Below are 17,219 nucleotides of genomic sequence, written 5' to 3' on the forward strand. Positions count from 1 at the left end.
TACGGGGTGATATTTTGTAGATTTGATTATGCAGTGGTTCGTTAACCTAGGCTACGTTGTAGTCGGTAGAAGTAGTCATGCCATTCCGCTTGCGCCGTTGCCGCTTGTTCATCGTCAACCAATTCGAATTTAACTGTCTGCCCTGGGCGAGTTTGGGCAAGCTTCCAAAGATCGGCTTCAATAATTACGGCTATTTGCGGATGACTGCTGGTGGTCTGCGCATCGGCAAGTAACACGAGTGGTTGCCCTGAAGCGGAGACTTGAACCACTCCGGGGGTGACTGTGTGTGATTGTACAGGGAATGGCTTCGCCAATGTTAACGTATCACCTTTGAGTATTGCACTCGCACGATCACTTTCAGCTGAAAGTTGCCACTGTGTTTGCCAGAATATTTGCTGAGATTTCAACGAGAAGGCTTGGGTGTGCTTTGTTGCGAGTGCGCGAATATGCCCATTCCAACTTTTTTGAATTGCGCCAACTTGCCTTCTTAGTGGATGAGCGGAACCTAAGGTCAGGTTATCGCCAGCTTCTAATGCGCGGCCATGAAATCCACCGATACCTGAGGTTAAATCAGTTGCAGCAGAATCCATCACTAACGGCACTTTAACGCCGCCGTCAACCGCAACATAGGCACGCATGCCTTTATTTCCCCCTCTAAGACTGAGTTTTTGTCCTGCCTTAATGGAGTAGCGCCAGCCGCAAACTATGGGTTTATTGTCTATGCGGGCATCGAAATCGGCACCCGTTAAGGCAATCCAAGCATCGCGTTTAAACAAAAAAATCGATTGTCCGAAGGTCAATTCCAGTACGGGTGTATTGTCTGGATTTGAGAGTAGGCGGTTTGCTAAACACAGTGCAGGTCTATCTAAGGCACCAGCTTGGGTTACGCCTAAATGTCGATATCCCATGCGTCCGATATCTTGAACTGTGGTTAGTGCACCCGCTTTTATTACCTCGATCATCAAATTTTCCGTTGTTAGCTCGCGAGTAGATTGTTAATCAATTAAAGGGAGACAAAATATGTATCCCTTTAGGAATGGTAGGCGTATTGTCAGTTAAATGATGCTGAAATGTAAGTTTTTTGAGGTTTCAACTTGTAACCAAGATTGTCTTTGTAAAAGCAGTAATGGTGGGATAGAAGAAGTCCGAAATGAATTGAATATGTTACACTTAAGCTAAGTATTAGCCTGTCTACAATGTCTTAATACACGGCTTGAGCTGATCAAAATGGATTTATGATGGGCAATATTTAACTGACTTTTTAACAATTATTTATAATGACAGGTTGATGCTTCTTGATTAAATCACTTTTTAATAAACTCTTTAATATTCGCGATACGGCGACCGTTGAGAGACCCAAAAGTTTTTCAACGACGGACTTAGGTAAGTCGCTTGAACCTGCGCGAAAGCCTGCTAAACCTCTCGAAGACATTAGCGTGGTATCTGTCGATTTATCTGCACTCTTTTATAGTTTGTTATTTCCGACACGGGTTAAGGACACTGGCGGTGTAGCGAATAATCTTGAACGTAGAGTCATGGCGGAGATAGAGCAGGCCTTGGCATCGCCACAAGTGATCGCCGAGAAAGTGTTAAAGCTGCCGTCAAAGGTATTGGAATTAGATCGTAAGCTGGCCGATCCTCAGTTTGATATTAAGGATCTATTAGCGCTTATTGAGCGAGATCCTTTATTGAGTGTGGAGGTGCTTAAGCTGTGTAATTCTCCCGCGTTTAAACGTAGCGATAGGGATATCACCAGTTTACAGCAGGCTTTGGTACAGCTTGGCCGCGAACAGTTGAGAAAATTTGTCACTACTTGTTTAGTGCGTGAAATGTTGGATATTAAACCAATCTATTTCCGTCGTTTTGGGGCTGAAATTTGGCGCCATTCGATGCAGGTTGCTTTTCTTGCCAGTGAGTTAAGCGATGAAGATCAAGATACGGCTTTTTTATTGGGCTTATTACACGATGTCGGCAAGTTGGCCATTTTTAAAATGCTTCTCGATGCATTTGTACAGGCAGAGCCGGGAGAACAGCCTAATTCTGGATTATTTAGACAAGTGATGACGACGAAATCGTTAACCTTGAGTTCATTGCTTGCTAAGTATTGGCAGTTACCCAATACCTTTGAAACAGAATTAGACAAGCTCGCCAGTGTAAACTCGCGCCCGCAAGCGGGGCTCGCCGCTGTGGTGTGGCGGGCGAATGTGATTAGCGAGATTTCTATGCTGCATCAAGCAGGGCAATTGTCCCCTGAGATACTGGCGAATTTACTGCAGCAAGTTAACTTAGATCAAACTCAATTTGATGGCTTACATCAAAAACTGACGCAGTTTTGATTGGGCAATTTAATACGTTTGGTATAAGAAATCAGGACAATAAAAAACGCGCTATGAAGCGCGTTTTTTATAAAGCGATAATTTTATAAACCTTAGTATCGTTATTGCAGTAGTGATATATCTGCTACGTGCAGGAACTGCTCGCGTAGATTATTCAACAATGCTAAACGATTGTTTTTCAAAGCTTCATCATCCGCCATAACCATTACATCTTCGAAGAACTGATCCACGCTTTCACGTAGGGCAGCTAACAAAGTTAAGGCCTGTTGGTAATCTGCATTGGCAAACAAAGGTGCCAACTGTGGTTGCAGCTCGTTCAACTTGGCCGCCAATGCTTGCTCTGCGGCTTCGGTCAACAAACTTGCATTGATGGTTGTTGGTAAAGCGCCTTCAATCTTAGCCAGAATGTTGGATACCCGTTTGTTCGCTGCTGCAAGTGCGCCAGAAGCTTCTAGGCTTCTAAAGTGTGATACCGCATTGATACGACTATCAAAATCAGCTGGGCGTGTTGGGCGACGTGCTAGCACGGCTAAGATCACATCAACACCAATGCCTTTATCTTGATACCAAGCGCGGAAGCGAGCCATTAAGAACTCTAACACTTCGTCGCTTGCATTGGCGTTGCTTAAGTTAGTACCGTGGAGCTCCTGAGCTTTAGCAATCAGCGTTACTAAGTCCAGTGGCAGTTTGTTCTCTACGATAATACGCAGCACACCAATGGCGGCACGGCGTAGGGCAAAGGGATCGGCTGCGCCTTTTGGTGCTTGGCCAATACCAAAGATACCGACTAAAGTATCGAGCTTATCTGCTAATGCGACTGCGCAAGATACGCCAGCACTAGGCACTGTATCGCCAGAGAACTTAGGCTTGTATTGCTCTTCCATTGCAACCGCAACGGCTTCGGTTTCACCATCGAGGCGGGCGTAGTGCATGCCCATAGTGCCTTGAGTGTCGGTAAACTCCATCACCATATTGGTCATCAAATCGGTTTTAGATAACAAACCTGCACGGGCTGCATCAACCGCATTCGCGCCAGTTTGTCCGGCAATAAAGGCGGCTAGGGCAGAAATACGATTCACTTTGTCTTTTAAGGTACCGAGCTGCTGTTGGAACAGGACGGTTTCTAGGCTAGGTAAACGCGATTCCAGCGTGTGTTTTTTATCGGTATTAAAAAAGAACTCGGCGTCGGCAAGACGTGGGCGAACGACTTTCTCGTTACCTGAGATAATTTGCGCGGGATCTTTAGATTCTATATTGGCCACAAAGATAAAGTTTGGCAGTAACTTGCCTGCATTATCAAAGACTGGGAAGTATTTTTGGTCGCCTTTCATGGTATAGACCAAAGCTTCAGACGGTACACTTAAGAATTTTTCTTCGAAGCTAGCGGTCAATACCACAGGCCATTCAACCAAAGAGGTGACCTCTTCAAGCAGGCTATCTTCGATATCGGCTGTGCCACCAATCTTAGCGGCAGCTTTTTCGGCATCGGCTTTAATTAACGCTTTACGGCTTTCGTAATCGGCGATGACTTTGCCTTTTTCTTTTAGGTCGGCAAGGTAGTGATCTGCATGGGCTAATTCAAACTGCTTGAGTCCCATAAAGCGGTGACCGCGAACAGTGCGTGCCGATTTGATACCCAGCAATTCACCTTCAATCAACTCACTGCCTAACAACATAGTCGCGGTGTGCACAGGGCGAATAAATTGGGTTTTATTATTGCCCCAGCGCATTGGCTTAGGAATGGGCAATTTATCGAGTGCACGTTGAGCCATAGCAGCGATCAAACTTTTGGTTTCGACGCCTTCAACTTTGGCGTTATGGACTAACCATTCGCCTTTATCTGTAACTAAACGTTCGGCTTGTTCAACAGTAATACCATTACCACGTGCCCAACCTTCAGCGGCTTTCGTCGGTTTGCCTTCAGCATCAAATGCTGAACTCACGGCGGGGCCGCGTTTTTCAACCACTTTGTCAGCTTGTGCAAGGGCAAGTTCAGTGACGTTAATTGCCAGACGACGTGGCGCTGCGTACCAAACGGCTGAGCTGAACGCTAAATCGGCTTTGGTGAGTTCTTCAGTAAAGTTAGCTAAAAAGGATTCAGCCAGTTTACGTAGTGACTTAGGTGGTAATTCTTCCGTGCCTAACTCTATGAGTAAGTTTTCAAAATTCATGTTTTTACCTCTACTTACACATTGGGAAGCCAAGCGCTTCGCGTGCCTGATAATAAGATTCAGCGACCGCTTTCGCCATAGTACGAACGCGTAAGATGTAGCGTTGGCGCTCGGTAACTGAAATGGCATGGCGGGCATCGAGCAGGTTGAAGGCGTGTGAGGCTTTCATCACTTGCTCGTATGCGGGCAGAGGTAAAGGTTTTTCTAGCGACAATAAATGCTGACACATTTTTTCGCACTGATCGAACAGGGTGAACATAAAGTCCACATCGGCGTGCTCGAAGTTATAGGTCGATTGCTCGACTTCATTTTGATGGAACACATCACCATAGGTGATGCGGCCCAGTGGACCATCGGTCCATACGAGATCATAAACACTATCTACGCCTTGGATATACATGGCCAGACGCTCTAGGCCATAGGTGATTTCACCTGTGACTGGGCTGCATTCGATGCCGCCAACCTGTTGGAAGTACGTAAACTGAGTCACTTCCATACCATTAAGCCAAACTTCCCAGCCTAAGCCCCAAGCACCTAGTGTTGGTGATTCCCAGTTATCTTCCACAAAGCGGATATCGTGGATTTGAGTATCAATACCCAGTGCTTGCAGTGAGCCTAAATACAGCTCTTGAATATTGTCAGGAGAAGGCTTCAACACGACTTGGAATTGGTAGTAGTGCTGCAGACGGTTAGGGTTTTCACCGTAACGACCATCCGTAGGGCGGCGCGATGGCTGCACATAGGCACTGCTCATAGGTTCAGGCCCTAAAGAACGTAGGAAAGTTTGTGGGTGGAATGTACCCGCGCCGACTTCCATATCTAAAGGTTGAACAATTGCACAGCCTTGCTGTGCCCAATATTCCTGCAGGGTGAGAATGAAACCCTGAAATGTTTTTACGTCGTGTTTTGTCGTCATGTCTACTTGTCTACTGCCGTCAGCCTGAATAGAAAATGGGTTCGATTATACCTTGTAGATATCTGCTTATGTAGGTTATTTTTTACCTTCTTAATTAAAACAATAAGGTTATATACCATGGAAGAGATCCGCTGTGGCTGGGTAAGTGATGATCCCTTGTATCGTGAGTATCACGACAAAGTGTGGGGGCGACCTGTTTATGATCCAAAGGAGCTGTTTGCTAAGTTGTGTTTAGATGGTCAACAGGCCGGATTATCTTGGATAACTATCCTGAAGAAGCAACAAAATTATGAACAGGCCTTTGCTAATTTTGAACCTGAGATTATTGCGACTTTTGATGAGGCGAAAGTGGAGGAGCTCATGTTGAATCCCGGTATAGTGCGCAACCGCTTGAAGGTGAATTCTATCATCAAGAATGCCAAAGGTTATTTAGCCTATACTGCCGATGGGAAGGATTTCTCTGCATTTTTATGGAGTTTTGTGGGCGGTAAACCCATAGTTAATCAGATTAGGGCAATGTCGCAGGTTTCGGCACAAACACCAGAATCTGAAGCCATGTCAAAAGCGTTGAAGAAACTCGGATTCAATTTTGTCGGCCCAACCATTTGTTATGCCTTTATGCAGGCGGTGGGTATGGTGAACGATCATCTTGTCGAGTGTGTTGCTTATCAGGCCTGTGTCGATTCCTGTGCTGAGCATAGCCACTAGAATCATTAATCGTTGGGCTGACTGATATTAAAGAAAACTCTTGTAGAGTATCCAAATACAAAAAAGCATGTTCCACGTGGAACATGCTTTTTGAGCTTCGCTGGAACTCATCTTGTTAAACTTAAACGGTCTCAACAGGAAAGCTATTCTCCTAGACTTGAAAGTTGCCCTTAGAGTTTCTCAAAGAAAAACGGCTTACGCTGTTCTTTATCCCCATTAAGTTCCTTCATAGTCTCTGCATCAAATAACTTACCATTGACCATAGTATGAGTGACTCTGTCGGTGACGCGAATGTCGGCTAATGGATCACCATCAATAACGATCAAGTCTGCGAGCTTACCTTCTTTGATAGAACCGAGTTGCTGCTCCATGCTAAAGGTCGTCGCTGGATTAATGGTGGCCGTTTTCAACACTTCCATATTGCTCATGCCGCCTTGGGCAAACATCCACATTTCCCAATGTGCCGCTAAACCTTCACGTTGACCGTGGGCGCCAATATTTGGGTGAACCCCTAACTTATTGAGCTCGTTAGCAACCTTAGCAACATTGAAATGATTGTAGTGGCTCTCTGGTGCATGGGGGCGTCGCATTGATCTTGCTTGTAAAATATCGGCTGGCACATACATGGATAGGCGTGGATGTGCCCACACATCGGTTTTATCATACCAGTAGTTTTCACCAGAAATACCACCATAGGCAACCACTAAGGTTGGCGTGTAACCAACTTGAGTCTGGCTCCAAAACTGTTTGATATCGTTATAGATTGAACCAACGGGGAGTGAGTGCTCAATCGTAGTATGTCCATCGGCGACCATGCTTAAATTATGTTGCAGCAAGCTGCCACCTTCAGGCACGACCATCATTTCGAGTTCACGTGCTGCGGCTATGACTTGCTGTCTCTGATTGCGGCGCGGTTGGTTATAGCTTTTTACGCTAAAGGCTCCAACTTTTTTCAGGCGTTCAAGATGGAATTTGGCATCATCTAGTGAGTCTATGTGCGATGTGTAGCCAGGCGCATTGGCACCATAAAGTATGGTGCCGGTGGAGAATATTCGTGGGCCAACAATATTACCTGCTTTTTGTTGCTCAGATGCGGCAAAGATTTCTGTGGTGTCATTCGATGGATCGTGAATCGTAGTCACGCCTAAAGATAATCCAGAGTAGAGCGCCCAGTTCTGTTGTGGCACGATTTCATCATCCGCTTGCGGTCCATGGGCGTGGGCATCGAATAGTCCTGGCATAATGGATTTGCCTTTGATGTCGATGATCTGCGCATCCTTAGGAATCGCAACATTGGCATCGCCTACGGCGACAATATGATTGTCTTTGACTATGACCACACCATTATCAATCACTTGGTCATTTTCCATCGTAATCACTTTACCACCGACAAACGCGATTGTTCCACGTGGAACATCGGCCTTTTCGGTAAAGCCTAAATCGATAATGCTTGGTTGTGCCTTTTCATCTTTGTTGCGATATTGAGTGTCAACCTTGGCTTGGTACAACTCGGGGCCAAGAGTCCAATATAGTTGGTCGCTTTTACTGTTCCAACTGATACTTTCACCCGCACGGGCACTCAATTGGCTTACGGGTAGATTGCTGGCATTGGGGCCAATCTCAACTGTCTCGCTGTGTTTAGCAAAAGGTGTTACCCAAACCTTGAATCGTTCAGCAAAGGCGAGTTGCTCACCATCGGGTGAAACCCTAAATTCAGTTGCATGTTTGCTGCTGTAATGAACCCGTTTATCGAAGCCGTCTAAGTTGATGGATGATAACTGCGGCGTTTCATCTTCGCTGCTATTCATAAAAAAGACGCGATCGGCATTAGCACCGAATTGAGCTTGATAGCCATCGGCACTGATCTTGCTATTTTGTTTACCTTTAATATCGACTTTATATAGCCCAGGTTCCTGCGACCAAGTTCTTGGTGTGAGGTTACCGCCTTGAGTTTTACGATACACTACGAGTTCACCATTGGGTGAAAAGGTGGGTTCGACATACTTTCCTGGCTCAGATGTTAGCTGCTTAGGTTTGCTACCTTTGGCGCTGATCACTTGCACTGTGCCTTGGTCTTGGTCATTCCAAGTGGTGAAAACAATATTTTTACCATCGCGCGACCATTGGGGATAAAGTTCTGCAATATTTTTGTCTAGCTCAGTCAAGCGTGACATTCTGCCATCGGGTAAGGATTTTAACCAAATTTTACCCAGTGCTTCGAAGGCGACTTTGCTACCATCCGGTGAGACCTGCGCCATACGTAGCATTTTTACATCGAAAACGTCTTTATCGATATCTTGCTTAAAGCGCACCGAGGGCTGTACGGCTAACTCAGTTTTTACACTAAAGGGGATATCTGTGAGTGTTTTATTGGCAACATTCAGACGATTAATTTTTCCCTTAGCCCAGAAGAAAATATCCTTGTTATCTTGTGTCCATGCCATTGTTGGATAGACGCCATGAATGGCCCAAGTCTCCTGCATATCACGGTCAAGTTCGCCAAACAGCTTAGTTGTTTCTCCCGACTTAAGGTCGAGTAGGTAGAGTGATGACTGGAAATCATCGCGCTTAATATAGGCGAGCTTAGTACCGTCTGGGCTCGGCGTTGGCCGAATCGCTCCACCCGTGCCTTCGATTAATACCTCAATCTCACCAGTTTGAGTATCGTAGCGTTTTATTTTGTAGATACCGTTGACCGAATCCTTTGAGTAATGGAATGTTTTACCCGGCGTGTCATCCTGACTAAAGTAGATATAGCGACCATCGGGTGAATACGCGGGTTCACCTAAATCTTTCTCATCATTAGGACGTTCGGTTAGTTTGACGCCTTCACCACCCGCAACGTGGTATAGCCACACTTCGCCCGCACCCAAACTACGACTGGCGGTAAAGTGCTTACGGGCAACCAAATACTGGGAGTCTGGGCTCCAAGCTGGACTGTTTAGTAGCCTGAAGGTTTCTTGGGTGACTGTTCTTGGGTTGTTGCCATCAGCATCCATAATCCAAATGTTATCACCACCATCACCATCGGACGTAAAAGCAATGTGCTTGCCATCAGGGCTATAGACGGGCTGCATCTGCCAAGCTATGCCTTGGGCTAATGGCTTAGCTTCACCGCCTGTTACTGGAATTTGGTAGATGTCACCGAGTAAGTCGAAGACGATATACTTGCCATCTGGACTGACACTTAAGTTCATCCAAGTGCCTTCATTAACATCAACTTTGACTTGCACTAAGGGAGCATTCGCTGGAGCGTTAACATTCCAAGTCGATTCTTTCGTTTCTGTGGCGTTAACTGCAAGGGTATTCATCCCAAGAGTGAGGGCAATATAAAGCGGGGTAAGTTTAGAGTTCAACATGTCACTTCCTGTTATCGTTCTTATGGGCTACATGAGCGGTATTAATCACAAGATAAAGTTTTGTTAATACTTGGTGTAGTTATCGCATAAATAGATAGGAAGGAAAACGTAAATACTGTTTCAATTGATGTTCGAGCTAGAAAGCTGATATTTATATTAGGATTGGGACAACAGAAATAGAACCAAGTTATTTGGTTCTATTTATAGAGGAATATGGATAACTAGCTGAGATAAGTGATTGGATTAGCGAGGAAAGAAAATTGCTATCTCATCACCTAGGTGGATCATGGCATCATTTAATACCCTGCATGTAACACCTCCTCGCCAATCTGGGGTGAGTGCGGCTTCTAAACCGACATGTGCAATTTCCATTTTTTTACAGGGATCGGTCTCACCTGTAATTTCAAGTAGTAACTCACCAATTTGTAAATGTTTACCAACATCTGCACTGCTAAATACCAGACCATCAACGAGCAGATTTACTCTGCGAGTCGTCCAAGGCAATTCTGCCTCAATAGCACGACAGGCTTGTTGCCATTGTAGTTTGGAAAGCACAGTGACTTGGCGTTTGCCAGGACGACCAAATACATCTTTCTCTACACCATTTAACTGGGTGACATTGGCACAGAGAACCTCATTCATTGGGCCGCGCTTTACAGTTTTATAGGCAATTGCCAGCAGTTTTGGCATAGTTCCTCACATCCTTTTTAATGATTAAGTCGCTAAAACGATACGACTTAAAGTCCTTTTTTGATCAAATATTGGTATGGCGTCTGAGCCGTTTCGCTGGCGATAAGCGTGTGATCCATAAACTCACAGAAGCTTGGAATATCGCGTGTCGTTGCAGGGTCATCGGCAATGATCAGCAGTGTCTCGCCTGCAGCCATTTGTCTTACCGTTTTACGCACCATCATTACAGGTTCAGGGCAACGTAAGCCAAGTGCATCGAGTCTATGCTGTGCGGTTGAGAAAGCGTCGTTCATATTACCTCTACTGAACGGTTAAGCAGAATTAGCTAATGTTACTCCAGCCCCCATGATAAACCAAGTTGGCGGTCGCAATTTGTGATGTGGTTTGATTGGTGTGCTTTTTGTCGTTAGCAAGGCTAGAGATAAAATGTTCCACGTGGAACAAACTTATGGCTTATGGTAATTAACATTACTCAACGGCTTTATCTGCAGCGCTTTGAGATTGAGAGATTGGATGGATAACAGCTGTACTATTCTCTGGTGCTAAATCATTTGCAGCTGCCATAGTTTGTTGCTGCAATTTGGACGCCCGTTTGTAGCTATACATTTTTTGATCGGCTTTATGAATTAAGCTATTGGCTTCTTCATATTCATAGGGGCCAGTATCTGTAATGCCAAAGCTTAAGGAAATATTGTTTAGACTGAGTTTTATTTTTTGATTAAACCGAGTTATGAAATTCTCTCGAGCTTGTTCCTCACGACAGTTAGGCATGATGATACAGAATTCATCTCCACCATATCGAAAGCAATGATCTTCAGCACGAGTGGTTTCTTTAATCGCTTTTGCGACGGCACAAAGTACTTCATCACCTGATCTATGGCCTTGAGTGTCATTAAATAATTTAAAATCATCTACATCTAAGTAGATGACACATACGGGCTCGGCGCGTCTTTGGGCTGCTCTGAGTATGCGAGTTGCGGTTTCTTGTAAGTGCCTTACGTTGAGTAAACCTGTTAAGGGATCGGTTTGCGAGAGTTCTTCTAACTGCTGTGTTCGCTCTTTGACTTTGCTTTCCATGCTTTGGGCATATTTTTCGGCTTTATCCTTAGCGTTCTCAATCTCGGAGACTAAGCTGCGAATATAAGTATCGAATACTAGTGTGACATCAAACAGCACGAGTTTATCAATTGCGGCTCGAATACGTTCGGCTTGACGTACATCTTGTACTGAACTGTTGATCACTGCATAGATCAACTCCTTGAGTGTGTGTACTGCAGACAGGTAAAGTTTGGGCTCAACACCTATACGTTTATGGACTAAACCAATCCGCAGGCGATTGTTTACGTACTCAAGATCATAAACACCATTAAATAAATCAAGCACATATCTTCTCTGTGCGGTACGTAGGCGGGCAAGGGTGTCTGAGTCTCCAATCAAGAGCGCAATTTCTGACACACTGGTTTGTAAGCCGTAAAAGTCATCGACAATTTTATCGATGTTTTCTTCAATGATGGGCTTAAAGGATTGCAGGGCCTTTACGTCTGCCCCTGTAAAAGAGAAGAGCGCCTTACGAGACTCGATCTCCAGCTCAGTGATCCGCATTTGTTCGAAAAGGGTCTGTTCCGTTTGTAGCATCTGGCATTCCTCTGGTAAAACAACGAATTGCATCCTTGCACTACAATGCCTAGATTTGGCTGATGATTGCTTGCCTGTTGTCGTCCACAATAGCCAGTAATGCCCTTGTAGTTAAGTCGATAACGGACTGATTTTCAAATGAACAGCAGAAAAAATGAGAAATATTAATATTTACGATGGCAGAAGATTTGGCATAAAAAAGCCGGAACAAGTTCCGGCTTTGATGATTATTTGATTAACGAATTAAACGCGTTCGAACACGGTGGCGATACCTTGGCCTAAACCTATACACATGGTCGCTAAACCTAAGGTCGCGTCTTTGTCTTCCATCAAGTTGATCAGCGTCGTAGAGATACGTGCACCTGAACAACCCAGTGGGTGACCTAGTGCAATCGCGCCGCCGTTGAGGTTGATTTTGTCGTCAACCACATCCGCTAAGCCTAAATCTTTTACACAAGGTAAAGACTGAGCTGCAAACGCTTCGTTCAGTTCAATCACATCTAAATCGGCAACTGTGATACCAGCACGAGCCAGCGCTTTTTGCGTGGCTGGCACTGGGCCGTAACCCATGATAGCCGCATCACAACCCGCAACCGCCATAGAGCGAATGCGTGCACGAATTGGTAAGCCAAGTGCGCGCGCTTTAGATTCTTCCATGATCAACATGGCTGAAGCGCCATCAGACAGTGCAGAAGAAGTACCCGCAGTGACAGTACCGTTTACTGGATCAAATACGGGACGCAGTGCAGCCAGAGATTCCATTGTGGTTTCTGGGCGGATCACTTCGTCTTGCAGTACTTTAATTAAGGCACCGTTAGCATCGTGACCTTCAATGCCATAGATTTCCTTGGCAAAACGGCCTTCAATCGTCGCAGCATAAGCACGTTGATGAGAACGTACTGCAAAAGCATCTTGCTGTTCACGGGTAATACCGTGCAGTTTACCCAGCATTTCAGCAGTTAACCCCATCATGCCAGAGGCTTTTGCCACGTTGTTAGCAAGACCAGGGTGGAAGTCGACACCATGGCTCATCGGCACGTGGCCCATGTGTTCTACGCCACCAATAATAAAGGTGTCGCCCATGCCAGTCATAATCGCCCGCGCAGCTTGATGGATAGCATCCATTGACGAACCACATAGGCGGTTAACCGTCACAGCGCCAGCGGTCTTTGGAATGCCGGCTAATAGTGAAGCATTACGGGCAATGTTGAAGCCTTGCTCTAGGGTTTGTTGCACACAACCCCAAATCACGTCTTCAATTAGGTTTGGGTCGAGTTGCGGATTACGCAGCAACAGACCTTTCATCAATTCGGCAGACAGAGTTTCTGCACGTACATTACGAAATACGCCAGCCTTTGAGCGGCCCATCGGAGTACGGATGCAGTCTACGATAACAGCTTGTTTCATGATTAAATTCCTTTCCCGCTAATTAGGCTTGGTAGTAGCTACCGTTATTGGCTGCTAATGTACGCATCGCATCTGTGACTTGATACAGACCGCCCAAGTGAGCATATTTGTCTGCTAAGGCCACAAAGTTTGCGACACCCATGGTATCCAAGTAACGGAACACGCCGCCTCTGAATGGTGGGAAACCTAAGCCATAAACCAGGCCCATATCCGCTTCGGCAGGTGATGCGACAATACCTTCTTCTAAACAGCGCACGGTTTCGATGATCATAGGGATCATAGTACGGGCAATAATGTCATCGGCTTCAAAGGCTTTTAAGTCGCCAAAGGCAGCTTTCAATAGGCCGTAGCTCGTAGGATCGACATCTTTCTTCGGTTTGCCACGGCTATCGACTGAATAGACATAGAAACCTTTGCCATTTTTCTGGCCAAGGCGCTTGTTCTCAAACATCACATCAATCGCATCAGTGCCTGATTTACCCATTCGATCAGGGAAACCTTCAGCCATAACGGCTTGGGCGTGATGACCTGTGTCTAAACCCACTACGTCGAGCAGGTAAGCAGGGCCCATTGGCCAACCGAATTGTTTTTCCATCACTTTGTCGATTGCAGCAAAGTCGCCACCTTCGGCAAGTAAGCCGTTAAAGCCTGCAAAGTAAGGGAAGAGTACGCGGTTAACGAAGAAGCCTGGGCAATCGTTAACCACGATTGGGGTCTTGCCCATTTTGCTGGCGTAAGCCACAACAGAGGCGATGGTTTCTTCAGAGCTGTGCTCACCACGGATAACTTCGACCAACGGCATTTTGTGCACTGGGTTGAAGAAATGCATACCGCAGAAACGCTCAGGTTTCTTCATGCTCTTAGCGAGCAAGTTGATTGAAATCGTTGAGGTGTTTGACGCGATAATTGCATCTTCACTCACATAGCCTTCAACTTCGGCTAAAACCTGTGCTTTAATTTTTGGATGTTCAACAACGGCTTCAACGACGACATCACTGTGTTTGATCGCAGCATAATCTAATGAAGGCGTGATGTTGTTCAGCACTTTGGCCATTTTTTCTGGCGTTGAACGACCACGAGCAACTTGGGCAGACAGCAGTTTGGCGGCTTCATTGAGGCCTAAATCTAATGCTGGCTGGGCAATGTCTTTCATGACAATCGGTGTGCCTTTGCTGGCGCTTTGGTAGGCGATACCGCCGCCCATAATGCCAGCACCTAATACGGCAGCGTTTTTCACTTCTTTGGCTAATTTACCCGCTTTTTTCGCTTTGCCTTTAACGAATTGATCATTAAGGAAGATACCGATAAGCGCTTTAGCAACGTCAGTTTTAGCCAGTTTGATAAAGGCTTGATGCTCGATTTGCAGTGCTTCGGTGCGGCCTTTAGTCGATGCTTGCTCAATCACGCTTACTGCGGCCATTGGTGCAGGGTAGTGTTTACCCGCAACCGCAAACACCATGCCTTTGGCTGTGGTGAATGACATCATAGCTTCAAGTTTTGGCAGTGTTAGTGCAGACAGCTTGCGGTTACGACGCGCTTGCCAATCCAACTTTTCAGCAACAGCATCTTTGAGCATTTGAATCGCAGCCGCTTCTAATGCTTCTGGCGCAACCACAGCATCCACAGCACCGACTTTCAGTGCATCTTCAGCGCGTTGGTCGTTACCTGTGGTGATCCATTCAAGTGCGTTATCTGCACCAATCACACGTGGCAGACGAACTGTGCCGCCAAAGCCTGGGATGATGCCGAGTTTAGTTTCAGGTAAACCGATTTTGGCTGTGGTATCTGCGATACGAAAATCCGTTGCCAGAATGGTTTCACAGCCGCCACCTAAGGCAAAGCCTTTGATTGCAGATGCTGTTGGGAAAGGTAAGTCTTCGAGTTTGTTGAAGACAGCGTTGGCTTGTTCAACCCAAGAGAGCAGTACGGCGTCATCTTGTGCGAATAGGCCTAAAAATTCGGTAATGTCGGCACCCACAATAAAGGTATCTTTACTTGAGGTCAGCACTAACGCTTTGATATTGGAATTTTGCTTGATGCTGTCTAATGCGGCATCGAGCGAAGCGAGGGTTTCTCTGTCGAATTTGTTCACCGAACCGGGTGCGTTAAAGCACAGCTTGGCAATATTATCCTCGAGTAACTCAACTTGAATTGTAGGACTTTGGTAGATCATTGCTTGCTTCCTTTTGGCTTAAAAGTGATACCCACCATTATGTGTTGGTGCTAGTACGACTCTCTATCTCACAGCAGCTTCGGCCATCATTTGACCAGTTGTATGCCAGTGTGCTTCGAAATTCGATAAATTACAACACCCAATTTAAACGACTGTTTAATTTCTTGTCGGCTAGAGTGATTTTTCACCTTTGTGATACACTGCACAGAGTGTAGAACACCTAGGGTGCGTTAAATCACTTTGCGAATAAATAGGTCTTTGTGGCTGTTTTCCTTAGACGTTTAAACGCTGCAGCCATGCTAGGGTTGAATAGAATTATTAAAAATAATCATGATGTTATCGCTTTAATGTTCTTTATTGAGCAGCCATGTATTTTAGATTGAGTGACAGTTTAACGTTTTGATTGAATCTGTTGTTCATAATCAGATTAAGATTATGTGGGCAAATTTGGCTCATAATATTAACTTTTATTCATTGCAGGAGATGACAAATGGATCAGTTGGCTCATCACTATCGTGCCCATATTGCCGAGTTAAACCGCCGAGTCGCAGAGATTTTGTCTCGAGAAGCCTTGTCTGGTTTAGTGATCCATTCGGGTCAGCCGCATCGGATGTTTTTGGATGATATCAATTATCCCTTTAAAGCAAACCCGCACTTCAAGGCATGGTTGCCAGTGTTGGATAATCCGAATTGCTGGTTAGTCGTCAATGGTCGCGATAAGCCGCAGCTGATTTTTTATCGTCCTGTGGATTTTTGGCACAAAGTATCCGATGTGCCGGATATGTTCTGGACCGAGCATTTTGATATTAAGCTGTTAACTAAGGCCGATAAGGTCGCTGAACTGTTGCCCAAAGACACTGTTAATTGGGCTTATTTGGGCGAGCATTTAGATGTAGCCGAAGTGCTGGGTTTTACCAGTCGCAATCCTGATGCTGTGATGAGCTATTTGCATTACCACAGAACCACTAAAACTGAATATGAGCTGGAATGTATGCGCCGCGCCAACCAAATTGCGGTGCAGGGACATTTGGCTGCTAAAAATGCGTTTTATAACGGTGCGAGTGAGTTCGAGATCCAACAGCATTATTTATCTGCCGTGGGCCAGAGCGAAAATGAAGTGCCCTACGGCAATATTATCGCTCTTAATCAAAATGCGGCGATTTTGCATTACACCGCGCTTGAGCATCAAAGCCCTGCGAAACGTTTGTCTTTTCTTATTGATGCGGGCGCGAGTTACTTTGGCTATGCGTCTGATATCACTAGAACCTATGCATTTGAGAAGAATCGTTTCGATGAGTTGATCGCTGCGATGAATAAGGCGCAGCTGGAGCTTATCGACATGATGCGCCCTGGCGTTCGTTATCCTGATTTACACTTAGCGACTCACGCTAAAGTCGCGCAAATGCTATTGGATTTTGATTTAGCCACGGGTGATGCCCAAGGTTTGGTTGATCAAGGCATTACCAGTGCTTTCTTCCCCCATGGTTTAGGCCACATGTTAGGTTTACAAGTACATGATGTGGGTGGCTTCTCCCACGATGAGCGCGGTACCCATATCGCGGCACCCGAGGCCCATCCATTCCTACGTTGCACCCGCATTTTAGCGCCAAACCAAGTGCTGACCATGGAACCTGGATTATACATCATAGATACTTTGCTCAATGAGCTTAAACAAGATAGTCGTGGCCAACAGATTAACTGGCAAACGATTGATGAGTTAAGGCCTTTTGGCGGTATTCGTATCGAAGATAACGTCATAGTGCATCAAGATAGAAACGAGAATATGACCCGTGAGCTCGGCTTAGCCGATTGATGTTTGAAAAT

Annotated in this window: 12 protein-coding genes; 3 read left to right on the top strand and 9 right to left on the bottom strand. The window is 45.6% G+C overall.

The features are described from left to right. Window positions 1-41 precede the first annotated feature (41 nt). Window positions 42-962 (bottom strand): biotin-dependent carboxyltransferase family protein, encoded by a 921-nt coding sequence (locus L5M10_RS08835; protein ID WP_263164813.1) that lies wholly within the window; start codon window positions 960-962, stop codon window positions 42-44. Window positions 963-1,295: 333 nt separating this feature from the next. Here L5M10_RS08835 and L5M10_RS08840 point away from each other — a divergent pair, with 333 nt between their 5' ends. Next, entirely contained in the window at window positions 1,296-2,336 is a 1,041-nt protein-coding gene (locus L5M10_RS08840) for an HDOD domain-containing protein (RefSeq protein ID WP_263148668.1), read from the top strand. A gap of 101 nt (window positions 2,337-2,437) precedes the next feature. On the opposite strand, the gene glyS is transcribed toward L5M10_RS08840, so the two are convergent. Both glyS and glyQ read right to left on the bottom strand, forming a co-directional pair. After that, window positions 2,438-4,507, bottom strand: a complete 2,070-nt coding sequence (gene glyS / locus L5M10_RS08845; protein ID WP_263196937.1) for a glycine--tRNA ligase subunit beta — start codon at window positions 4,505-4,507, stop codon at window positions 2,438-2,440. A gap of 10 nt (window positions 4,508-4,517) precedes the next feature. Continuing rightward, the gene (gene glyQ / locus L5M10_RS08850) at window positions 4,518-5,423 is read right to left on the bottom strand and encodes a glycine--tRNA ligase subunit alpha (RefSeq protein ID WP_219235734.1); all 906 of its coding nucleotides are present in this window, start codon (window positions 5,421-5,423) and stop codon (window positions 4,518-4,520) included. Between the two features lie 117 nt (window positions 5,424-5,540). On the opposite strand from glyQ, the gene L5M10_RS08855 reads away from it, so the two are divergent. Then, the gene (locus tag L5M10_RS08855; RefSeq protein WP_263164809.1) at window positions 5,541-6,131 is read left to right on the top strand and encodes a DNA-3-methyladenine glycosylase I; all 591 of its coding nucleotides are present in this window, start codon (window positions 5,541-5,543) and stop codon (window positions 6,129-6,131) included. 170 nt (window positions 6,132-6,301) lie between these two features. Here the strand turns inward: L5M10_RS08855 and L5M10_RS08860 are convergent, their stop codons facing one another. From L5M10_RS08860 to fadB, 6 genes are all read right to left on the bottom strand, one after another. Further along, window positions 6,302-9,490, bottom strand: coding sequence for an amidohydrolase family protein (locus tag L5M10_RS08860; RefSeq protein WP_263164808.1), 3,189 nt, complete (start codon window positions 9,488-9,490; stop codon window positions 6,302-6,304). Between the two features lie 243 nt (window positions 9,491-9,733). Further along, window positions 9,734-10,180, bottom strand: coding sequence for an MOSC domain-containing protein (locus tag L5M10_RS08865; RefSeq protein WP_263164807.1), 447 nt, complete (start codon window positions 10,178-10,180; stop codon window positions 9,734-9,736). A 47-nt stretch (window positions 10,181-10,227) separates the two neighbouring features. Next, window positions 10,228-10,473: a sulfurtransferase TusA gene (tusA, locus tag L5M10_RS08870; RefSeq protein WP_105250817.1), complete on the bottom strand. Its 246-nt coding sequence runs from the start codon at window positions 10,471-10,473 to the stop codon at window positions 10,228-10,230. 175 nt (window positions 10,474-10,648) lie between these two features. Continuing rightward, a complete protein-coding gene (locus L5M10_RS08875) occupies window positions 10,649-11,815 on the bottom strand; it encodes a diguanylate cyclase domain-containing protein (protein WP_131524506.1) in 1,167 nt (388 codons plus the stop codon). Between the two features lie 243 nt (window positions 11,816-12,058). After that, window positions 12,059-13,222: an acetyl-CoA C-acyltransferase FadA gene (gene fadA / locus L5M10_RS08880; RefSeq protein WP_014609502.1), complete on the bottom strand. Its 1,164-nt coding sequence runs from the start codon at window positions 13,220-13,222 to the stop codon at window positions 12,059-12,061. Between the two features lie 22 nt (window positions 13,223-13,244). Beyond that, on the bottom strand, window positions 13,245-15,395 hold the full coding sequence (fadB, locus tag L5M10_RS08885; RefSeq protein ID WP_263196939.1) for a fatty acid oxidation complex subunit alpha FadB: 2,151 nt from the start codon (window positions 15,393-15,395) through the stop codon (window positions 13,245-13,247). Window positions 15,396-15,885: 490 nt separating this feature from the next. Between fadB and pepQ the strand changes: the two genes are divergently transcribed. Beyond that, window positions 15,886-17,208, top strand: a complete 1,323-nt coding sequence (gene pepQ, locus L5M10_RS08890) for a Xaa-Pro dipeptidase (RefSeq protein ID WP_131524504.1) — start codon at window positions 15,886-15,888, stop codon at window positions 17,206-17,208. The last annotated feature ends 11 nt before the right edge of the window (window positions 17,209-17,219 follow it).

It is taken from the genome of Shewanella sp. SM32 (assembly GCF_025654235.1).
In the GTDB taxonomy this organism is placed as follows: domain Bacteria; phylum Pseudomonadota; class Gammaproteobacteria; order Enterobacterales; family Shewanellaceae; genus Shewanella; species Shewanella oncorhynchi.